The sequence below is a fragment of the Bradyrhizobium sp. genome (assembly GCF_004799445.1).
GTDB lineage: Bacteria > Pseudomonadota > Alphaproteobacteria > Rhizobiales > Xanthobacteraceae > Bradyrhizobium.
This window is the reverse complement of sequence record NZ_SSNA01000059.1, coordinates 145,838-164,844: the sequence shown is the minus strand read 5'-3', so window position 1 is coordinate 164,844 and position 19,007 is coordinate 145,838. Positions and strand designations below refer to the sequence as shown.

Genomic DNA, 19,007 nt, shown 5'->3' with positions numbered 1-19,007 from the left:
AACAAGCTCCAGACTTACTTGATGTCAGACAGCAGACCCTATCGCCCCAATGTGGGCATCGCCCTGTTCAACACCTCCGGTCGGGTGCTGATCGGACGCCGATTCCGGGACGACGGGCCCGAAATCATTCTGCCGGGCCTGGAGTGGCAGATGCCGCAGGGTGGCATCGACGTCGGCGAGAATCCGCGCGATGCCGTGATGCGCGAGCTTTGGGAAGAGACCGGCGTGGCGTACGCCGATTATCTCGGTGAAACCGATTGGCTCCATTACGAGTTTCCGCCGTTCGCCGGCCCCGCATCGCACCGGCTCGCGATATTTCGCGGCCAGCGGCAAAAATGGTTCGCGCTGCGCTTCACCGGCACCGACGCCGAAATCGATCCGCTGACATCGCGCAATGGTCAGCCGCCGGAGTTCGACCAATGGCGATGGGAGCGGCTCGACCTTGTCGCCGATCTCGTGGTGCCGTTCCGGCGCGATGTGTATCGGGCGGTGGCGCGGAGCTTTGCGGCGTTCGCCGGATAGCCGGCGCAGAATGCCGCCAGCCCGGTGCAACCGAACGCGGACCTGCTGCGGCAGCGGCCCTAAAACGTTTTCAAGCGAAGTGGGGACCGGTTCGCGTCAAGAAAACGCGTCAAATCAAGAATCTAGAGCCCCCTGTTTCGATTCAATCGAAACGGAAAAGGCTCTAGTGCAGCGCCGTCGAGTTGAGTTGGCTCTGGATGCTCTTGAAATGATCGAGCCGCTCGATCTCGCGGTCGAGCTCGGAGCCTTCCTTTTCCGAAAGCTTGGCCTGCATGTCGGCGATGGTGTCGGCGAACAGCGCCCGATCCAGATCCTCCAGCGAGGTGGCGACATCGGCCAATACCGTCAGACCCTTGTCGGAGACTTCCGCAAGACCGCCGAGCACGATGATCTTCTGCTTCGTGCCGCCGCTGGTGACGGTCAGAATACCCGGTCGAATCGCGGCCACGACCGGGGCATGCCCAGCCAGCACGCCGAAATCACCCTCGACGCCGGGAACATCAACCTGATCGACGTCTCCGGAGAAGGCGAGCTTTTCGGGGGAGACGAGATCGAAGTGGAAGGTGGCCATGGTGTAGTCCTGCGAATGGCGAGTGGCGAATGGCGAGTAGTGAAGCAAGGGAACGGCTTTTAACTATTCGCCACTCCCTCTTCGCTATTCGCCCTCTTAGGCCGCTTCGGCGGCGAGCTTCTTGCCCTTTTCGACCGCCTCTTCGATGGTGCCGACCATGTAGAAAGCCGCCTCCGGCAGATGATCGTACTTGCCTTCGCAGATGGCGCGGAAACCCTTGATGGTGTCGGCGAGGTCGACGAACTTGCCCGGCGATCCCGTGAAGACCTCGGCGACGAAGAACGGTTGCGACAGGAAGCGCTCGATCTTGCGGGCGCGGGCGACCGCGATCTTGTCATCTTCCGACAGTTCGTCCATGCCGAGAATGGCGATGATATCCTGCAGCGACTTGTATTTCTGCAGCACCTGCTGAACCATGCGCGCGGTCTCGTAATGCTCCTGGCCGACGATGCTCGCCGACAGCATGCGTGAGGTCGAGTCGAGCGGATCCACGGCGGGGTAAATGCCCTTTTCCGAAATCGCGCGGTTCAACACCGTGGTGGCGTCAAGATGCGCGAACGAGGTGGCGGGCGCCGGGTCGGTCAAGTCGTCGGCCGGCACGTAGATCGCCTGCACCGAGGTGATCGAACCCTTGTGCGTGGTGGTGATGCGCTCCTGCAGCGCGCCCATGTCGGTGGCGAGCGTCGGCTGATAGCCCACGGCGCTCGGAATGCGGCCGAGCAGCGCCGACACTTCCGAGCCCGCCTGGGTGAAGCGGAAGATGTTGTCGACGAAGAACAGCACGTCCTGGCCCTGGTCGCGGAAATGCTCGGCGACGGTCAGACCGGTGAGGCCGACGCGCGCGCGGGCGCCCGGCGGCTCGTTCATCTGGCCGTACACCAGTGCGCATTTGGAGCCTTCGCCACCGCCCTTCTTGTTGACGCCGGATTCGATGAACTCGTGATAGAGGTCGTTGCCTTCGCGGGTCCGCTCGCCGACGCCGGCGAACACCGAATAGCCGCCGTGGGCGCGCGCGACGTTGTTGATCAGCTCCTGAATCAGCACGGTCTTGCCGACGCCGGCGCCGCCGAACAGGCCGATCTTGCCGCCCTTGGCGTAAGGCGCCAGCAGGTCGACGACCTTGATGCCGGTGACCAGAATCTCGGCTTCGGTGGACTGGTCGGTGTAGCTCGGCGCTTCCTGGTGGATCGCGCGCATGCTTTCGGCCTTGACCGGGCCCTGTTCATCGACCGGCTCGCCGATCACGTTGATGATGCGACCGAGCGTTCCGGCACCGACCGGCACCATGATCGGATTGCCGGTGTCGGTAACCTCGCCGCCGCGGACCAGCCCTTCGGTGGTGTCCATGGCGATGGTGCGCACCGTGGATTCGCCGAGATGCTGGGCGACTTCGAGCACCAGACGGCTGCCATTGTTGGTGGTCTCAATGGCATTCAGAATCGCCGGCAGATGGCCTTCGAACTGCACGTCGACGACGGCGCCGATGACTTGCGTGATGCGTCCGGTCTGGTTGGCGGGTGTAGCCATGAAACTCTCTCCTTCGAATTCTATCTAAGCGTCCGTCAGTTTGATCGCGTTGGCGCCGTTACATTGCCTCGGCGCCGGAGATGATTTCGATCAGCTCCTTGGTGATCTGGGCCTGACGGGTGCGATTGTAGATCAGGGTCTGCTTGCGGATCATGTCGCCGGCGTTGCGGGTGGCGTTGTCCATCGCGCTCATCTGGGCGCCGTAGAACGAGGCGTTGTTTTCTAGCAGCGCGCGGAAAATCTGCACCGCGAGATTGCGCGGCAACAGGCCGGCCAGGATCTCGTCTTCTTCCGGCTCATATTCATAAGACGTCGACGGACCGGCGTTCGCCGCCGGCGTTTCCACGACAAGCGGAATGATCTGCTGCGCGGTCGGGATCTGGGCGATGACCGACTTGAAGCGCGAATAGAACAGCGTGCAGACGTCGAATTCGCCGGCCACGAACCGCGCGATGACTTTCCTGGCGATATCCTCGGCGTTGACGAAACCGAGTTGGCGCACCGAGCGCAGATCGAGGTGTTCGACGATCTGCCTTTCGAACGTGCGGCGCAGCTGCTCGTAGCCCTTGCGGCCGACGCAGAAGAATTTGACTTCCTTGCCCTGGCTGATCAGCGCCAACGCCCGCTCACGGGCAAGCCGCACGATCGACGAATTGAACGCGCCGGACAGGCCGCGTTCGCCGGTGCAGACCAGGAGCAGATGCACCTGATCCTTGCCGGTACCGGCCAGCAGCATCGGCGCGCCGGGCGCGCCGGCGGCGGCGGTCGCGATGTTGGAGATCACCGCGTCCATTTTTTCGGCATAGGGACGCGCCGCCTCGGCGGCGGTCTGCGCGCGGCGCAGCTTCGAGGCTGCGACCATCTGCATCGCCTTGGTGATCTTCTGCGTCGCCTTGGTGGAGGCGATGCGGACCCGCATGTCTTTCAGTGAAGCCATTCTTTAGTTCACCCCGGCGATCCGATCCTCGATCCGACCGCAAGCCCCTCTTTCATCAGGCCCGGCGTTTGCGCCGGGCCGTGACGGCATATCAAGCAAAAGTCTTGGCGTAACCCTCGACCACACTCTTCAGCTTGGCGGCGGTGTCGTCGCTGAGATCGCGGGTGTCGCGGATGGTATTGAGAATGTCGACGTTCTTGCCGCGCAACAGCGACAGCAGGCCGTCCTCGAAGCCGCGCACCTTGCCGATCGGAAGCGCATCGAGATAGCCGTTGACGCCGGCATAGATCACCACGACCTGCTCTTCCATTTTCAGCGGCGAGAACTGCGGCTGCTTCAGGAGCTCGGTCAGGCGCGAACCGCGGTTGAGCAGGCGCTGCGTCGAGGCATCGAGATCGCTTCCGAACTGCGCGAACGCCGCCATTTCGCGGTACTGCGCGAGCTCGCCCTTGATCTTGCCGGCGACCTTTTTCATCGCCTTGGTCTGCGCCGAGGATCCGACGCGCGACACCGAAAGACCGACGTTCACCGCGGGGCGGATGCCCTGGAAGAACAGATCGGTCTCCAGGAAGATCTGGCCGTCGGTGATCGAGATCACGTTGGTCGGGATGTAGGCCGAGACGTCGTTGGCCTGGGTTTCGATGATCGGCAGCGCGGTCAGCGAGCCGGAGCCCTGCTCGTCGTTCAGCTTGGCGGCGCGCTCGAGCAGGCGGGAATGCAGATAGAATACGTCGCCGGGATAGGCTTCGCGGCCCGGCGGACGGCGCAGCAGCAGCGACATCTGACGATAGGCGACGGCCTGTTTGGAAAGATCGTCATAGATGATGACGGCGTGCATGCCGTTGTCGCGGAAATATTCGCCCATGGTGCAGCCGGTAAACGGCGCGATGTACTGCATCGGCGCCGGATCGGAGGCGGTGGCGGCGACGATGATCGAGTATTCCAGCGCGCCCTGCTCTTCCAAGACCTTGACGAACTGGGCAACGGTCGAACGCTTCTGGCCGATCGCGACATAGACGCAATACAGCTTGATCTTCTCGTCGGTCTGCGCGTTGAGCGGCTTCTGGTTGAGAATCGTGTCGAGCGCGATCGCGGTCTTGCCGGTCTGACGATCGCCGATGATCAGCTCGCGCTGACCGCGGCCGATCGGGATCAGCGCGTCGATCGCCTTGAGTCCGGTCGCCATCGGCTCATTGACCGACTTGCGCGGAATGATACCGGGGGCCTTGACGTCGACCCGCATCCGCTTGTCGGCCTGGATCGGACCCTTGCCGTCGATCGGATTGCCGAGCGCATCGACCACGCGGCCGAGCAGGCCCTTGCCCACCGGCGTATCGACGATGGCGCGGGTGCGCTTGACGGTCTGGCCTTCCTTGATCTCGCGGTCGGCGCCGAAGATCACGATGCCGACATTGTCGGTCTCGAGATTCAGCGCCATGCCGCGGGTGCCGTTCTCGAACTCGACCATCTCGCCGGCCTGGACGTTGTCGAGGCCATAGACGCGGGCGATGCCGTCGCCGACGGACAACACTTGTCCAACTTCGGAAACCTCAGCCTCCTGGCCGAAATTCTTGATCTGGTCCTTCAGGATCGCGGAAATTTCCGCGGCGCGGATGTCCATCAGCCTGCCTCTTTCATCGCGTGCTTGATCGAATTGAGTTTGGTGCGAAGCGAACTATCCACCATGCGGCTGCCCAGTTTGACGATGAGGCCACCGATGATCGAGGGATCGACTTTCACGTTGAGCGCAACGTCCTTGCCCGACACCGATTTCAGCGCGGCCTTGAGGGCGTCGAGATTCTTGTCGCTGAGCGTTTCGGCCACCGTGACGTCGGCGGTCGCCTCGCCCTTGAACTTCGCCACCAGGGCGCGGAACGCGCGGATCACGTCGCTGACAGCGAACAGCCGGCGGTTGGCGGTGAGAACTTTCAGGAATTTTGCGGAAATGCCGGAAATCCCGGCCTTGTCGAACACCGCCGCCAGCGCTTTCGACTGCGAATCCGCCGAAAACACCGGGCTGCGGACCAGGCGCTTCAGATCGGCGCTGCCCGCCAGCATGGCGTCGAACCTGTCGAGATCGGCCCTGACCGCGTCGATGGATTTCTCATCGCGCGCCAGTTCAAACAAGGCCGTTGCATAACGACCGGACACTCCCGAAACCGACGGATCTTCAGCAGCCACAAGCGCGCTCTTTTTGCTGTCAAACTCGCAAGGGAAAAACCGTCGCCACAATGCGGCGCCTAGCGATCCAAGCCCTTGGAATTCAAGCGGGACTTCGATTTTCGACCGGCACAGGCTGTGCCGGGATCGTTAAAATCGCGGCTTTGCTAACATAGCAAGAGCGCAGGTGCAACATGACGGCTGCGGCAGGCGATGCCTTGTCGCAGCCCGCTCGCCGAGGATCGCTGACGGCTGAGTCGGCGCATCCGCCGAGACCCATTTCACCACCGGCCGCCACGCGGCCACGCTCCACCGTTCCCGACAAAGCCGGTCGTTCGGCTCCGGGAGGCTTGGGTGGGCTGGCGGACAGAACGGCCGACCCCAACGAGCCATTCCATTATCGCATTACTTGCCAAGACAATGGCGGCGGCAGCGATAACTTCAGTTATCAGTAATCCCAAGTAATAAATTGGTTAATAATCAGGCATTCGGAAATATTACGGAATTTCTTTCGTTTATCTGTATTCGATAACAAGATGTTTCAGCCAAGGATAAAACGGTCTACTGCCCCTTTTATGCCTCATTAGGTCACCAAACGGCAATCACTCAAAACGGAGCGGGGGTTCCACTTGTCACACATGTGGCATTACTACATTGAGGGACAGATATATGGTAAATTTAAAAAAGCAGACACTGGGACGCATAACCCAGTCACGCACGGCGCTGGTTCTTTTCGCCGCAACTATAATGGCCGGTGGGAGCGCTACCGAAGCCTCGGCCAAGTCCTATAGACATCACCATCATCATGCTCATCACCATTTTCACCACGCCGCCGCGTCCGGTGCCGCTCCGGCCTGGCGCGACGCCAATGCCGCCATCACCGCGTCGACCGGCTCCCGGGGCAGCTTCTCGGGCATGGCCTCCTTTTACGGCAACGAATCCGGCAGCAAGACCGCCTCTGGCCAGCACTTCAACCAGAACGCCATGACCGCGGCCCACCGTACCCTGCCGTTCGGCACCAAGCTCAAGGTCACCCATGGCGACCGCAGCGTGGTCGTCACGATCAACGACCGCGGCCCGTTCATCCGCGGCCGGGTGCTGGACCTGTCGACGGGCGCTGCCCGCGCGATCGGCCTGACGAGTGCCGGCGTCGGCCGCGTCGTCGCAGAGGTCATGTAACCTCGTCAATCCAACAAGCTGGGTGAGCGTTGCGACCGCATCGGCCGCAGAACTCTCCGCGCACGTCGAAAACAAAGCCTGCCGTCAGAAATGTCGGCAGGCTTTTTCGTCATTCCGGGGCGATGCGCAGCATCGAACTACGATGTGCAATTGCACATCGGAGAATCTCGAGATTCCCCGGTGCGCGATTGCGCATCTGAGGTCTGGTCCTTCGGACCATCCCGGAATGACGGCTTTTCATAAAAAGCTCTGCGGATCGACGTCGACCTCGAGCTTGAGGTTGCCCTTGGTCTTCGGACCGGCGGCCAGCCATTCGCGCAGATATTCCGACAAATCGACATTGCGCAGCGATTTCACCAACAGGCGGAAACGGTAGCGGCCCTTGATCACGGCGAGCGGGGCCTCGGCGGGGCCGAGCACCTGGATCCGTTCATCGATCGGCGCCACCGCGGCCAGCTTGCGCGCGAAACCTTCCGCCGTTGGCCGGTCGCCCGCGGAAATGATCAGGCTTGCGAGGCGGCCGAACGGCGGATAATGGGCGCGCTCGCGGGCCTCGATTTCACTGGCGTAAAAGGCCTCGCGGTCGCACGCCACCAGCGCCTTCATCACGGGGTGTTCGGGTTGATGGGTCTGCAGGTAGCCGACGCCGCGGCCCTGATCGCGCCCGGCGCGCCCGATCACCTGGTTGAGCAGCTGAAACGTGCGCTCGGCGGCGCGCGGGTCGCCATTGCTCAAGCCCAGATCGGCGTCCACCACGCCGACCAGATTGAGCCGCGGAAAATGATGGCCCTTGGCCACCAATTGCGTGCCGATAATGATGTCGACGCGGCCTTCCGCGATCTCGTTCAATTCGCTGCGCATGGTCTCGATCGAGGTGATCAGGTCGCTCGACAGCACCATGGTGCGCGCATCCGGAAACAGGCCCGCCGCCTCTTCCTGCAGCCGCTCGACGCCGGGTCCGACCGCCACCAGCGATTCTTCCGCCGCGCAATTCGGACAGACATGCGGACGCGGCATCGAGAAGCCGCAATGATGGCAGACGAGCCGCTGGCGAAACCGGTGATCGACCAGCCAGGCGTCGCAGATGGTGCAGGCAAAGCGATGCCCGCAGGCCCGGCACAAGGTCAGCGGCGCGTAGCCGCGGCGGTTGAGGAACAGCAGCGCCTGCTCGCGCCGCTCGACCGCGATCCGGATTTGCTCGGCGAGCCGCGGCGAGATGAAATGGCCGCGCGGAGGAGCTTCGCGCCGCAGATCGATCGCCTCGATATGCGGCATGTGCTGGCCGCCGAACCGCGACGGCAGCACGATGCGCTGATAGCGGCCCTTGCGCGCGTTGACCTCCGTCTCGACCGACGGCGTTGCCGAGGCCAGCACGATCGGGATTTTCGCGATATGCGCGCGCACCACCGCCATGTCGCGGGCGTGGTAATGCGCGCCTTCGTCCTGCTTGTAGGCCTGGTCGTGCTCCTCGTCGACGACGATCAGCCCGAGATCGGCGTAAGGCAGAAACAGCGCCGAGCGCGCCCCCACCACGACCGCCGCTTCGCCCGCCGCTATCGCGGCCCAGTTGCGTTGCCTCGTGCGCGGGGTCAGTTCGGAATGCCATTCCAGCGGCCGCACGCCGAAACGCCGCGAAAAGCGATCGAGGAACTGACCGGTCAATGCGATCTCCGGCATCAGGATCAGCGACTGCCTGCCGCGACGGAGCGTTTCGGCGATCGCCTCGAAATAGACCTCGGTTTTGCCCGAGCCGGTGACGCCGTCGAGCAGCGCGACATGAAAGCTGCCATTGGCCGCCAGCGCGCGCATCGCATCCACCGCGGTGCGCTGCTGACGGGAAAATTCGGGCAGCGCGAATGACGGATCGGGCGCGGGCGGCGCCGGTGCCCGCGGCATCGCTTCCGTCGCCAGCGTGCCTTCGTCGACCAGCCCATCGACGACGCCGACGCTGACGCCGGCTTCCCTGGCGGCGTCCGACTTGCCGTGCAACAGGCCGTCCGACAACAGCTCGATCAGCCGCCGCCGTGCTGGCGTCAAGCGCTGCGGCGGTTTGCCGACCAGCCGCACCCCCAGCCGCACCCACTCGGGGCCGAGATGCTCGCCCATCCGCAACGTCATCCGCAGCACCATGCCGCGCGCCGACAGCGTGTAGTTGGCGACCCAATCGACGAGCGTGCGCAGTTCCGCCTTCAGCGGCGGCACGTCGAGCTTTTCGCCGACGTCCTTGAGGCGATTGTGCAGGCGCGGATCGGGGTTGGCGTTTTCAGCCCACACCACAGCGACCACCTCGCGCGGTCCGAGCGGCACGCACACGACATCGCCGGGCGCCAGCTCCATGCCGCGGGGCACCCGGTAGGAATAGTTCTGGTTGAGCGCGACCGGCACCAGCACATCGACGACGCGCGTCGACGTTGCGGAGGATGGCGAGGCGCGCGGGGAATGGTCCATTGGAGAATCAGATCAGAGGAGTTTGAGCCAATCTAAAGCGTTTTCAAGCGAAGTGGAGACCGGTTCGCGTCGAGAAAACGCGTCAAACCAAGAATCTAGAGCCCCGTTTCGATTCAATCGAAACGGAAAAGGCTCTAGGATCACCAGCCGTACCGGACCAGCAGTCCGGCCCGGTATTGAAGCGAATATCCCGGCCTGCCGCGGCGGTTCACCAAAGGTAAACGAGAAGGATGTGATAATATTGGCCATTCGGTCGAGAATCCGAAAGACAGCCAATGGCCAAGCCAATCCCTGCCATTCAGCCCATCGAACTTGACTGCGCCGCCGGCGATCTGACGCTGGAGATGACGCGCTGGCTTTCGCATCTGCGCGCCGAGCGCAGGCTGTCGCCGAAGACATCGGAGGCCTATGCCCGCGATCTCCGTCAATTCCTGGAATTCCTCGGCGGGCACTGGGGCGCGCGGGTGACGCTTGCCGGCTTTGCTGCGCTTGAGGCCAGCGACGTCAGGGCATTCATGGCGATGCGGCGCGCCGCCCATATCGGCGGCCGTTCCCTGATGCGGGCGCTGGCGGGCCTGCGTTCGTTCGGACGCTTCCTCGAACGCGAAGGCAAGGGCAAGGTCGGCGCGCTGTCGGCGATACGCGCGCCCAAGGTCGGCAAGAGCCTGCCGAAGCCGATCCAGATGGCGGCGGCCAAGCGATTCGCCGACGCCGATGAACGCGCCGGCGAGACCCGCGATCCCTGGATCTGGGCGCGCGACGCCGCCGTGATGGCGCTGCTCTACGGATCGGGCCTGCGCATCTCCGAGGCGCTCGGACTAAAACGCCGCGAGGTGCCGTTGCCCGGCGCCGGCGATGTCCTGATTGTCACCGGCAAGGGCAACAAGACCCGCATGGTGCCGGTTTTGCAAAACGTGCTGGCGCTGGTTCAGGCGTATGTGGCGATGTGCCCGCATCCCTTACCGGCCGAAGGGCCGATCTTTGTCGGCGCCCGCGGCGGTCCCCTGAACGCCCGCATCATTCAACTGACCATGGAACGGCTGCGCGGCGCGCTGGGCCTGCCCGATAGCGCGACGCCGCATGCGCTGCGACATTCTTTCGCAACCCATCTTCTGAGCCGCGGCGGCGATCTGCGCGCGATCCAGGAGTTGCTCGGCCATGCGTCGCTCTCGACCACGCAGATCTATACCGGGATCGACAGCGAGCGGCTCTTGGAAGTCTACCGCACCGCGCATCCCCGCGCCTGAGATCGGCTGATTTTCACACCCTGACGCGTTCCCGTTCCGCTTGGCCCTTGCGCTCGCCTTATCGTTCGGTCCATCGTTGGATCTTGAGCCGCGCATGATCTTGTCGCCAAAACGCTCACACTTTGGCGGATCATGCGCTTCGGGCAGGGAGAGAATCATGAGCGCGCAGGAAAGCATGGAGCACGCCGAACACGCAGAACATGCGTCCGGCGAAAACAAGAAGATCGCGCTCCTGATCGCCGTGATCGCGCTGTTTCTCGCGCTGTCGGAAACGCTGGGCAAGGGCGCCCAGACCGAATCGATCAGCAAGAATGTCGAGGCTTCGAACCTGTGGGCATTCTTTCAGGCCAAGAGCATCCGCCGCACGGTCGTCCAGGCCACGTCGGACCAGGCCAAGCTCAGCCTCGGCGTCATGGGCGACGCCGCAGCCAAGGCGGCGCTGCAAAAGCAGATCGATGAATGGCAGAAGACCGCCGCGCGCTACCGCTCGGAACCCGAAACCGGCGAAGGTTCGGAGCAACTATCCGAACGCGCCAAGCACGCCGAGAAAGAGCGCGACCTCGCCACCGCGAAGTATCACCACTTCGAGCTCGCTTCCGCTGCCTTCCAGATCGGTATCGTGCTGGCCTCGGCCACCATCATCACCGGCATCATCGCGCTGGCCTGGATCTCGGGCCTGCTGGCCCTGGCCGGCGTTGGCTTTACCGTGCTCGGCATGGTCGCGCCGCACGCGCTGCATTTGGCCCTGTGAGAGCGGCGTGTAGTCGTTTGTTTTGACGCGTTTTCTTCACGCGAACCGCTGTCCACTTCGCTCGAAAACGCTCTCTACCGCGCTTCGCGCACGCTTTTGCGGAAGCGCTGGATCAGCCGCAGCATCCGCGATGACCAGCCGCTGCCGTCGCCGCGCAACACGTCGATGATTCGCCGCTTGAACGGCTCGACCAATGCGGCCGCCTTCGCCCGCAACGCCATGACGAATTCATAGAGCGTTTCGAACCATTCCATTTCCAGCAGTTTCGAGCGCGTCACGTCGAACAGGAAGGCTGTCACGCCGACACCCACGAGTTTTGCGAACATGATGGTGAAAATAGCGCTCATCCAATATTCATGGGTGAGCAGCCAGAATCCGACCAGCTTCAACGGAAACAGCGGAGCCACCGGCACGATGAAGACGACCAGCGTCATCGCCGGCGACAGGGTATCGACGCGCTCGGCCAGCCAATGCTTGAAGGCGCGCAGCGGAATTTTCGCGACCGCCCAGGCCACGATCGGCTCGAGGTGATCCCACAGCCATGCCTCGATCAGGAAGACGACCGCAAGCAGGACCCAGATCGGTTGAAGGAGGCGGCGCAGCATCAATGTCATCCCGGCCCAACTTCAGCCGGGCAAGATCACATATGTATCGCGCGCTTGCCAACCGCAAGCGCGGCTTCCTTGATGGCCTCCGAGCGGGTCGGGTGGGCATGGCAGGTCCGCGCCAGATCCTCGGCGGAACCGCCAAACTCCATCAATACCGCCGCTTCGTGGATCATTTCGCCGGCCTCGCGGCCGACAATATGCACGCCGAGTACCCGATCGGTCTTCGCATCTGCGAGAATCTTCACAAATCCGTCCGTGGTCTGGTTGACCTTGGAGCGGCCGTTGGCGGTGAACGGGAACTTGCCCGACGTGTAGGCCACGCCGGCTTGCTTCAGTTCCTCCTCGGTCTTTCCGACCGCCGATACTTCCGGTGTGGTATACACGACACCAGGGATGACCTCGTAATTCACGTGTCCGGCCTGGCCGGCAAGGATTTCCGCAACCGCGACGCCTTCGTCCTCGGCCTTGTGCGCGAGCATCGGGCCCGCGACGACATCACCGATCGCATAAACGCCCTTCACGCTGGTCGCAAAGTGGTGGTCGATCTGCACCCGGCCGCGATTGTCGAGCGCGACGCCGGCTTCCTTCAAACCGAGGCCCTCGGTGTAGGGAGCGCGGCCGATCGCGACCAGCACGATATCGGCTTCCAGCGTTTCCGCAGGCCCGCCCGCGGCCGGTTCGATCTTCGCGACAAGCGTCTTGCCGGAAGTGTCGACGCCGGTGACCTTGGCGCCGAGCTTGAACGCAAAGCCCTGCTTCTCAAGGATGCGCTGGAATTGCTTCGCCACCTCGCCGTCCATGCCCGGCAAGATACGATCCAGAAATTCCACCACCGTGACCTGCGCGCCGAGCCGGTGCCAGACCGAGCCAAGTTCAAGCCCGATCACGCCGGCGCCGACGATCAGAAGCTTGCCGGGCACCTTGTCCAGCGAAAGCGCGCCGGTCGACGATACAATGCGCTTCTCGTCGATCTCGACGCCTTTCAGCCGCGCGACATCCGAGCCGGTGGCGATGACAATGTTCTTGGTCTCGACGATTTGCGTCTTGCCGTCATTGCCGGACACCTCGACCTTTCCGCTGCCGAGGATCTTTCCCTTGCCGCTGATGACGTCGATCTTGTTCTTCTTCATCAGGAACTCGACGCCCTTGACGTTGCCGTCGATGCCCTGCTGCTTGAAGTTCATCATCGCCGGCAGATCGAGTTTCGGCGCGGGAACGCTGACCCCCATCTTCGCAAAGGAGTGACCGGCCTCCTCGAACATTTCGGACGCATACAACAGCGCCTTCGACGGCATGCAGCCGACGTTCAGGCAAGTGCCGCCCAGCGTGGCGTTCTTCTCGACCACGGCGACTTTGATGCCGAGCTGCGCCGCGCGGATCGCGCACACATACCCGCCAGGACCGGTGCCGATAACAACAAGATCGTAAGTGGCCATGATTGAAGTCCCGTAGCTGGATAATGTGACAGGCCTTAGCGCCCGCCCGACACGTCGAGAATGGCGCTGGTCACATAGGACGCATCGTCCGACATCAGCCAGATAATCGCATTGGCGATTTCGTGCGCGGTGCCGACGCGCTTCATCGGCACCATGTGGCTAAGCCGGTGGGCGCGGTCGGGCTCGCCGCCAGAGGCGTGAATTTCGGTATCGATCAATCCGGGCCGGATCGCCGCGACGCGAATTCCCTCGCCGGCGACTTCGTGGCCGAGGCCGACGGTAAAGGAATCGATGGCGCCCTTGGAGGCCGCATAATCGACATAGGTGTTGGGCGAACCAAGTTTCGCCGCGACCGACGACAGGTTGACGATAACCCCGCCCTTGCCACCATGGCGCGTCGACATCCGCTTCACCGCTTCGCGGGCACAGAGGATGCTGCCGGTGACGTTGACTGCCATCATGCGCTGGATCCGCTCGGAAGACATTTCGTCGACCCGCGAGGTCGTCCCGACGATGCCGGCGTTGTTGACCAGCGCCCGCAACGTTCCGAAGGCGTCGGCAGCCTTGAACAGAGCGAGGATATCCTTCTCGCTGCCGACATCGCATTTCACCGCGATCGCCTTGCCGTTCTTGGCCTCGATCGCGGAGACCACGCTCTGCGCCGCGGCTTCATTGCTGGCATAGCCGACGCAGACCCGATAGCCGCGGGCGGCCGCGGCGAGCGCGGTGGCACGGCCGATGCCGCGGCTTCCACCGGTAATGATCACAACCTTGTCGGTCAATGTAGCCCCCTAATTATCTGCATATAAGCCGCGACAGCATCATGACCTTGAAGGTTCAGTTATCGACCAAGTTGCGGTGAGGTCAGGATTCTCAATCGTCTCGCCCGTTGAACGGAGCCTGTATTGCCCTGGCTTTGCGTGATGAAACGCCCGCAAATCCGGGGGCAATGTTTTGATCTCCCCGGCCAGCTTGCCCTCGCAAGCAATTTCGAGGCCCTTCGTCGCGTCCACGCTGACAATGCGGCCGAAGTATTGTACTTGCGAAATCACCCTCTCTCCATCTGCTGCCAGACAGGTAATGCCTACCAGCACCAATAGGCCGACAAAACCCTCTGCTTCCTCCCGATCCCACTTCGGCCGATCATCCAGATCTCCAGATGGCATCCACGGTGGGGCAGGTGCACTTTCATCTGACACAACGTCGTCCGATCAGAGGTCCAGCACCAGCCGCGCCGGATCCTCCAGGCTTTCCTTGACGCGCACCAGGAACGTCACCGCTTCCTTGCCGTCGATGACGCGGTGATCATAGGACAGCGCCAGATACATCATCGGACGGATCTCGACCTTGCCGCCGATCGCAACCGGACGATCCTGAATCTTGTGCATGCCGAGAATGCCGGACTGCGGCGCGTTCAGGATCGGCGTCGACATCAGCGAACCGTAGATACCGCCATTGGTGATGGTGAAGGTGCCGCCCTGCATCTCGTCGATCTTGAGCTGGCCGTCGCGGGCGCGGCGGCCGAAATCGGCGATGCTCTTTTCGATCTCGGCGATCGACTTGTGATCGCAGTCGCGCACCACCGGCACGACGAGGCCCTTGTCGGTGCCGACGGCGACGCCGATGTGGTAATAATTCTTGTAGATCAGGTCGGTGCCGTCGATCTCGGCGTTGGCGGCCGGAATGTCCTTCAGCGCCTGCACGCAGGCCTTGGTGAAGAAGCCCATAAATCCCAGTTTGCTGCCGTGCTTCTTCTCGAACACGTCCTTGTATTGCGACCGCATCGCCATGATGTGGCTCATGTCGACCTCGTTGAAGGTCGTCAGCATCGCCGCGGTGTTCTGGACGTCCTTCAGGCGACGCGCGATGGTCTGGCGCAGCCGCGTCATCTTGATGCGCTCTTCGCGGGCGGCGTCGTCGGCGGGCGAGGGCGCGCGGACCTGCACCGCCGCGGCGGGCTGATTGATCGGTGTCGGCGCGGAGGCGGCCTTCTCGATCGCGGCCAGCATGTCGCCCTTTGTCACCCGTCCATCCTTGCCGGAGCCGGGGACGGTTGCGGCGTCGATGCCGGTTTCGGCGGATATCTTGCGTACTGACGGCGCCAGCGGCGCGTCGGACGGCGCTGCCTTCGCAGCCGGCGCGGGTGCAGCGGGGGAAGGCGGCGGCGGCGCCTTGGCGGGCGCAGCGGCCGGTTTGGCGGCGGCTCCCGCTGCACTTTCATTGATCTGCCCGAGTAGCGCGCCAACCGCGACGGTTTCGCCATCCTTGGCGATGATGTCGCCAAGCGTGCCGGCGGAAGGGGCCGGGACCTCGATGGTGACCTTGTCGGTCTCCAGCTCGACCAGCGGCTCATCGACCGCGACGGCGTCGCCGGCCTTCTTGAACCAACGGCCGATAGTGGCTTCGGTCACGGATTCGCCGAGCGTCGGCACGCGAATTTCAGTCATGATGTGTGTCCTCAAATGCCCTCTGTGGTCATCGTCCGCGAAGGCGGATGATCCAGTAATCCGTGACCATCGTGATAAAAAAGAACGGCGCGGGTTACCGGATGCCCCGCTCTCGCGGGGCATGACGCGTGATGGATTCCTAGTTCAGCGCCTCATCCAGTAGCGCCTTGAGCTGTGCCAGGTGCTTCGACATCAAACCGGTGGCGGTTGCCGCCGACGCCGCCCGCCCGGCGTAACGCGGCCGCTTGTGCGGTGCGTTGACCTGGTTCAGCACCCATTCGAGATACGGCTCGATGAAGTGCCACGCGCCCATGTTGCGCGGCTCTTCCTGGCACCAGACCAGCTCGGCATTCTTGAAGCGGGCGAACTCCGCCACCAGCGCCTTGAGCGGCACCGGATAAAGCTGCTCGACCCGCATCAGGTAGATGTCATCAATGCCGCGCTTCTCGCGCTCCTCGTAAAGGTCGTAATAGACCTTGCCCGAGCACAACACGATGCGGCGGATCTTGTCGTCGGCCACCAGCTTGATCTTCTCGTCCGGCAGCATCTGGGCGTCATCGTAGAGGATGCGGTGGAACGTGGCGTCCCTGCCCAGTTCGTCGAGCCGCGAGACCGCGCGCTTGTGCCGCAGCAGCGACTTCGGCGTCATCACAATCAGCGGCTTGCGGATCTCGCGGTGCAATTGGCGCCGCAACGCATGGAAGTAATTGGCGGGCGTGGTGGGATAGACCACCTGCATATTGTCTTCGGCGCACATCTGCAGAAAGCGTTCGAGCCGCGCCGAGGAATGCTCCGGGCCCTGCCCCTCATAGCCATGCGGCAGCAGGCAGACGAGCCCGGACATGCGCAGCCATTTGCGCTCGCCCGAGGAGATGAACTGGTCGAACAACACCTGCGCGCCATTGGCGAAGTCGCCGAACTGCGCTTCCCACATCGCCAGCGCATTCGGTTCCGCCAGCGAGTAGCCATACTCGAAACCGAGCACGGCCTCTTCGGACAACAGCGAGTTGATGACTTCATAGTGGCCCTGATCGCCGCCCAGATGATTGAACGGCGTGTAGCGGCTCTCGTCTTCCTGATCGATCAGCACCGAGTGGCGTTGCGAGAACGTGCCGCGCTCGGAGTCCTGTCCGGACAGCCGCACGTGATGACCTTCCTGCAGCAATGTGCAGTACGCCAGCGCCTCGCCGGTCGCCCAGTCGATGCCGATGCCGCTGTCGATCGCCTTCGACCGATTATCCAGGAAGCGCTGGATAGTGCGATGAACCCGGAAGCCGTCCGGCACCTTGGTGATCTTGCGGCCGATATCCTTCAAGATCGCAACGTCGACGCCGGTGACGCCGCGGCGCGCATCTTCTTCCTGATCGGCCGACTTGAATCCGGCCCATTTTCCGTCGAGCCAGTCGGCCTTGTTGGGCTTGTAGCCCGAGCCTGCCTCGAGCTCGGCATCGAGCCGCGCCCGCCAGTCGGCCTTGGCCTTGTCCACTTCGCCCTGGGTCATCACGCCTTCGGCGACCAGCCGCTTGGCGTAAATCTCCAGCGTGGTCGGATGCGAGGCGATCTTCTTGTACATCACCGGCTGGGTGAACGCCGGCTCGTCGCCCTCGTTATGGCCATGGCGGCGATAGCAGAACATGTCGATGACGACGGGCTTGTGGAATTTCTGCCGGAACTCGATCGCGACCTTGGCCGCGAACACCACGGCTTCCGGATCGTCACCGTTCACATGGAAGATCGGCGCGTCGATCATCTTCGCCACGTCGGACGGATAGGGCGAGGAGCGCGAATAGCGCGGATAGGTGGTGAAGCCGATCTGGTTATTGACGATGAAGTGCAGCGAACCGCCGGTGCGATAACCCTTCAGGTCGGACAGCCCAAAGCATTCCGCGACCACGCCCTGCCCTGCGAACGCCGCGTCGCCATGCATCAGCAGCGGCAGCACCGAAATCCGCATATCCGGCGGATCGCCGTGTTGGTCCTGCTTGGCGCGCACCTTGCCGAGCACCACGGGATCAACGATCTCCAGATGCGAGGGGTTGGCGGTCAGCGACAGATGGATCCTGTTGTTGTCGAATTCGCGGTCCGACGATGCGCCCAGATGATATTTGACGTCGCCGGAACCTTCGACCGCGTCGGGATTGACTGAGCCGCCCTTGAACTCGTGAAACAGCGCGCGATGCGGCTTGCCCATCACCTGCGTCAGCACGTTGAGGCGGCCGCGATGCGGCATGCCGACGACGATCTCCTTCACGCCGAGATTGCCGCCGCGCTTGATGATCTGCTCCAGCGCCGGGATCAGCGATTCCGCGCCGTCGAGTCCGAAACGCTTGGTGCCGGTAAACTTCGTATCGCAGAATTTCTCGAAGCCTTCGGCTTCGACCAGCTTGTTGAGGATCGCGCGCCTGCCCTCGCGGGTGAAGCTGATTTCCTTGTCCGGCCCCTCGATGCGCTCCTGGATCCAGGCCTTCTGCGCGGCGTTGGTGATGTGCATGAACTCGACGCCGAGCGTCTGGCAGTAGGTGCGTTCGCAGATCGCCACGATTTCGCGCAACGTGCCGTATTCGAGGCCGAGCACATGGTCGAGGAAGATTTTCCGGTCGAAATCGGCCTCGGTGAAGCCATAGGAGCGCGGATCGAGCTCTTCGCGGTCGCGCGGCGCCTCGATTCCAAGCGGGTCGAGGTTGGCGTGGAAATGGCCGCGCATGCGGTAGGCCCGGATCAGCATCAGGGCGCGCACGGAGTCGCGCGTGGCCTGATGGATATCGGCCGCCGTCAGCTCGATTCCCTTGGCCTGCGCCTTGGCCGCGAGCCTGGTGCCGACCGACTTCTCGACTTCGATCCAGTTGCCGTCGAGCGCCGAGGTCAGTTCGTCGCGCGGCGTCGGCGGCCAATTGTCCCGGCCCCAGGACGGTCCTTCGGCGTTCTTGCGGACGTCTGCCGGCGTGTCTTTGAGGCTTTTGAAGAACGCCTGCCACTCGGCGTCGACCGAAGCGGGGTCATTCTCGTAGCGGGCGTAAATGTCGTCGATGTAGGGGGCGTTTGTGCCCTGCAAAAACGAGGAGAGGGCAAAAGCGGCGTTCGCGTCCTGGCGAGACATGGTGGCGTCCTGGTGATTTTTAGTTCGCGCGTGGAAGACGGCGCGGCGGCTGGTCCGGCAACCGGACCAGCAGGGTA

Annotated in this window: 16 protein-coding genes; 4 read left to right on the top strand and 12 right to left on the bottom strand. The window is 63.1% G+C overall.

The window, feature by feature from the left end:
• The first annotated feature begins 21 nt into the window (after positions 1 to 21).
• Entirely contained in the window at positions 22 to 522 is a 501-nt protein-coding gene (locus E8A46_RS08155; protein WP_291559278.1) for an RNA pyrophosphohydrolase, read from the top strand.
• A gap of 163 nt (positions 523 to 685) precedes the next feature.
• On the opposite strand, the gene E8A46_RS08150 is transcribed toward E8A46_RS08155, so the two are convergent.
• From E8A46_RS08150 to E8A46_RS08130, 5 genes are all read right to left on the bottom strand, one after another.
• Complete coding sequence (locus E8A46_RS08150) at positions 686 to 1,093, bottom strand: F0F1 ATP synthase subunit epsilon (RefSeq protein ID WP_291559277.1); 408 nt, start codon at positions 1,091 to 1,093, stop codon at positions 686 to 688.
• A gap of 96 nt (positions 1,094 to 1,189) precedes the next feature.
• Positions 1,190 to 2,620 (bottom strand): F0F1 ATP synthase subunit beta, encoded by a 1,431-nt coding sequence (gene atpD / locus E8A46_RS08145; RefSeq protein WP_291559276.1) that lies wholly within the window; start codon positions 2,618 to 2,620, stop codon positions 1,190 to 1,192.
• Positions 2,621 to 2,678: 58 nt separating this feature from the next.
• The gene (locus E8A46_RS08140) at positions 2,679 to 3,557 is read right to left on the bottom strand and encodes a F0F1 ATP synthase subunit gamma (RefSeq protein ID WP_291559275.1); all 879 of its coding nucleotides are present in this window, start codon (positions 3,555 to 3,557) and stop codon (positions 2,679 to 2,681) included.
• 91 nt (positions 3,558 to 3,648) lie between these two features.
• Positions 3,649 to 5,178 carry a F0F1 ATP synthase subunit alpha gene (atpA, locus tag E8A46_RS08135; RefSeq protein WP_291559274.1) on the bottom strand — a complete coding sequence of 510 codons (1,530 nt, stop codon included), beginning with the start codon at positions 5,176 to 5,178 and terminating at the stop codon, positions 3,649 to 3,651.
• Entirely contained in the window at positions 5,178 to 5,738 is a 561-nt protein-coding gene (locus tag E8A46_RS08130) for a F0F1 ATP synthase subunit delta (protein ID WP_291559273.1), read from the bottom strand. The genes atpA and E8A46_RS08130 overlap by 1 nt, the downstream gene beginning before the upstream one ends.
• A 648-nt stretch (positions 5,739 to 6,386) precedes the next feature.
• Here E8A46_RS08130 and E8A46_RS08125 point away from each other — a divergent pair.
• Complete coding sequence (locus E8A46_RS08125) at positions 6,387 to 6,896, top strand: septal ring lytic transglycosylase RlpA family protein (protein WP_291559272.1); 510 nt, start codon at positions 6,387 to 6,389, stop codon at positions 6,894 to 6,896.
• Between the two features lie 237 nt (positions 6,897 to 7,133).
• On the opposite strand, the gene E8A46_RS08120 is transcribed toward E8A46_RS08125, so the two are convergent.
• On the bottom strand, positions 7,134 to 9,344 hold the full coding sequence (locus E8A46_RS08120; protein WP_291559271.1) for a primosomal protein N': 2,211 nt from the start codon (positions 9,342 to 9,344) through the stop codon (positions 7,134 to 7,136).
• Between the two features lie 275 nt (positions 9,345 to 9,619).
• On the opposite strand from E8A46_RS08120, the gene E8A46_RS08115 reads away from it, so the two are divergent.
• Positions 9,620 to 10,591, top strand: a complete 972-nt coding sequence (locus E8A46_RS08115; protein WP_291559270.1) for a tyrosine recombinase XerC — start codon at positions 9,620 to 9,622, stop codon at positions 10,589 to 10,591.
• Between the two features lie 157 nt (positions 10,592 to 10,748).
• On the top strand, positions 10,749 to 11,342 hold the full coding sequence (locus tag E8A46_RS08110) for a DUF4337 domain-containing protein (protein WP_291559269.1): 594 nt from the start codon (positions 10,749 to 10,751) through the stop codon (positions 11,340 to 11,342).
• 74 nt (positions 11,343 to 11,416) lie between these two features.
• Here E8A46_RS08110 and E8A46_RS08105 read toward each other — a convergent pair whose 3' ends face one another.
• From E8A46_RS08105 to E8A46_RS08080, 6 genes are all read right to left on the bottom strand, one after another.
• Positions 11,417 to 11,947 (bottom strand): hypothetical protein, encoded by a 531-nt coding sequence (locus tag E8A46_RS08105; protein WP_291559268.1) that lies wholly within the window; start codon positions 11,945 to 11,947, stop codon positions 11,417 to 11,419.
• A 35-nt stretch (positions 11,948 to 11,982) separates the two neighbouring features.
• Positions 11,983 to 13,386: a dihydrolipoyl dehydrogenase gene (gene lpdA / locus E8A46_RS08100; protein WP_291559267.1), complete on the bottom strand. Its 1,404-nt coding sequence runs from the start codon at positions 13,384 to 13,386 to the stop codon at positions 11,983 to 11,985.
• Between the two features lie 35 nt (positions 13,387 to 13,421).
• Entirely contained in the window at positions 13,422 to 14,168 is a 747-nt protein-coding gene (locus E8A46_RS08095; RefSeq protein WP_291559266.1) for an SDR family oxidoreductase, read from the bottom strand.
• 39 nt (positions 14,169 to 14,207) lie between these two features.
• Positions 14,208 to 14,585, bottom strand: coding sequence for a hypothetical protein (locus E8A46_RS08090; protein WP_291559265.1), 378 nt, complete (start codon positions 14,583 to 14,585; stop codon positions 14,208 to 14,210).
• Positions 14,586 to 14,597: 12 nt separating this feature from the next.
• Positions 14,598 to 15,833, bottom strand: coding sequence for a 2-oxoglutarate dehydrogenase complex dihydrolipoyllysine-residue succinyltransferase (gene odhB / locus E8A46_RS08085; RefSeq protein ID WP_291559264.1), 1,236 nt, complete (start codon positions 15,831 to 15,833; stop codon positions 14,598 to 14,600).
• Between the two features lie 139 nt (positions 15,834 to 15,972).
• Positions 15,973 to 18,930, bottom strand: coding sequence for a 2-oxoglutarate dehydrogenase E1 component (locus E8A46_RS08080; RefSeq protein ID WP_291559263.1), 2,958 nt, complete (start codon positions 18,928 to 18,930; stop codon positions 15,973 to 15,975).
• Between the last annotated feature and the right edge of the window lie 77 nt (positions 18,931 to 19,007).

Bases quoted from the DNA above. Each gene is read 5' to 3' on its own strand.
- E8A46_RS08155 (WP_291559278.1), top strand. From the start codon at position 22: ATGTCAGACAGCAGACCCTATCGCCCCAATGTGGGCATCGCCCTGTTC.
- E8A46_RS08150 (WP_291559277.1), bottom strand. From the start codon at position 1,093: ATGGCCACCTTCCACTTCGATCTCGTCTCCCCCGAAAAGCTCGCCTTC.
- atpD (WP_291559276.1), bottom strand. From the start codon at position 2,620: ATGGCTACACCCGCCAACCAGACCGGACGCATCACGCAAGTCATCGGC.
- E8A46_RS08140 (WP_291559275.1), bottom strand. From the start codon at position 3,557: ATGGCTTCACTGAAAGACATGCGGGTCCGCATCGCCTCCACCAAGGCG.
- atpA (WP_291559274.1), bottom strand. From the start codon at position 5,178: ATGGACATCCGCGCCGCGGAAATTTCCGCGATCCTGAAGGACCAGATC.
- E8A46_RS08125 (WP_291559272.1), top strand. From the start codon at position 6,387: ATGGTAAATTTAAAAAAGCAGACACTGGGACGCATAACCCAGTCACGC.
- E8A46_RS08120 (WP_291559271.1), bottom strand. From the start codon at position 9,344: ATGGACCATTCCCCGCGCGCCTCGCCATCCTCCGCAACGTCGACGCGC.
- E8A46_RS08115 (WP_291559270.1), top strand. From the start codon at position 9,620: ATGGCCAAGCCAATCCCTGCCATTCAGCCCATCGAACTTGACTGCGCC.
- E8A46_RS08110 (WP_291559269.1), top strand. From the start codon at position 10,749: ATGAGCGCGCAGGAAAGCATGGAGCACGCCGAACACGCAGAACATGCG.
- E8A46_RS08105 (WP_291559268.1), bottom strand. From the start codon at position 11,947: ATGCTGCGCCGCCTCCTTCAACCGATCTGGGTCCTGCTTGCGGTCGTC.
- lpdA (WP_291559267.1), bottom strand. From the start codon at position 13,386: ATGGCCACTTACGATCTTGTTGTTATCGGCACCGGTCCTGGCGGGTAT.
- odhB (WP_291559264.1), bottom strand. From the start codon at position 15,833: ATGACTGAAATTCGCGTGCCGACGCTCGGCGAATCCGTGACCGAAGCC.
- E8A46_RS08080 (WP_291559263.1), bottom strand. From the start codon at position 18,930: ATGTCTCGCCAGGACGCGAACGCCGCTTTTGCCCTCTCCTCGTTTTTG.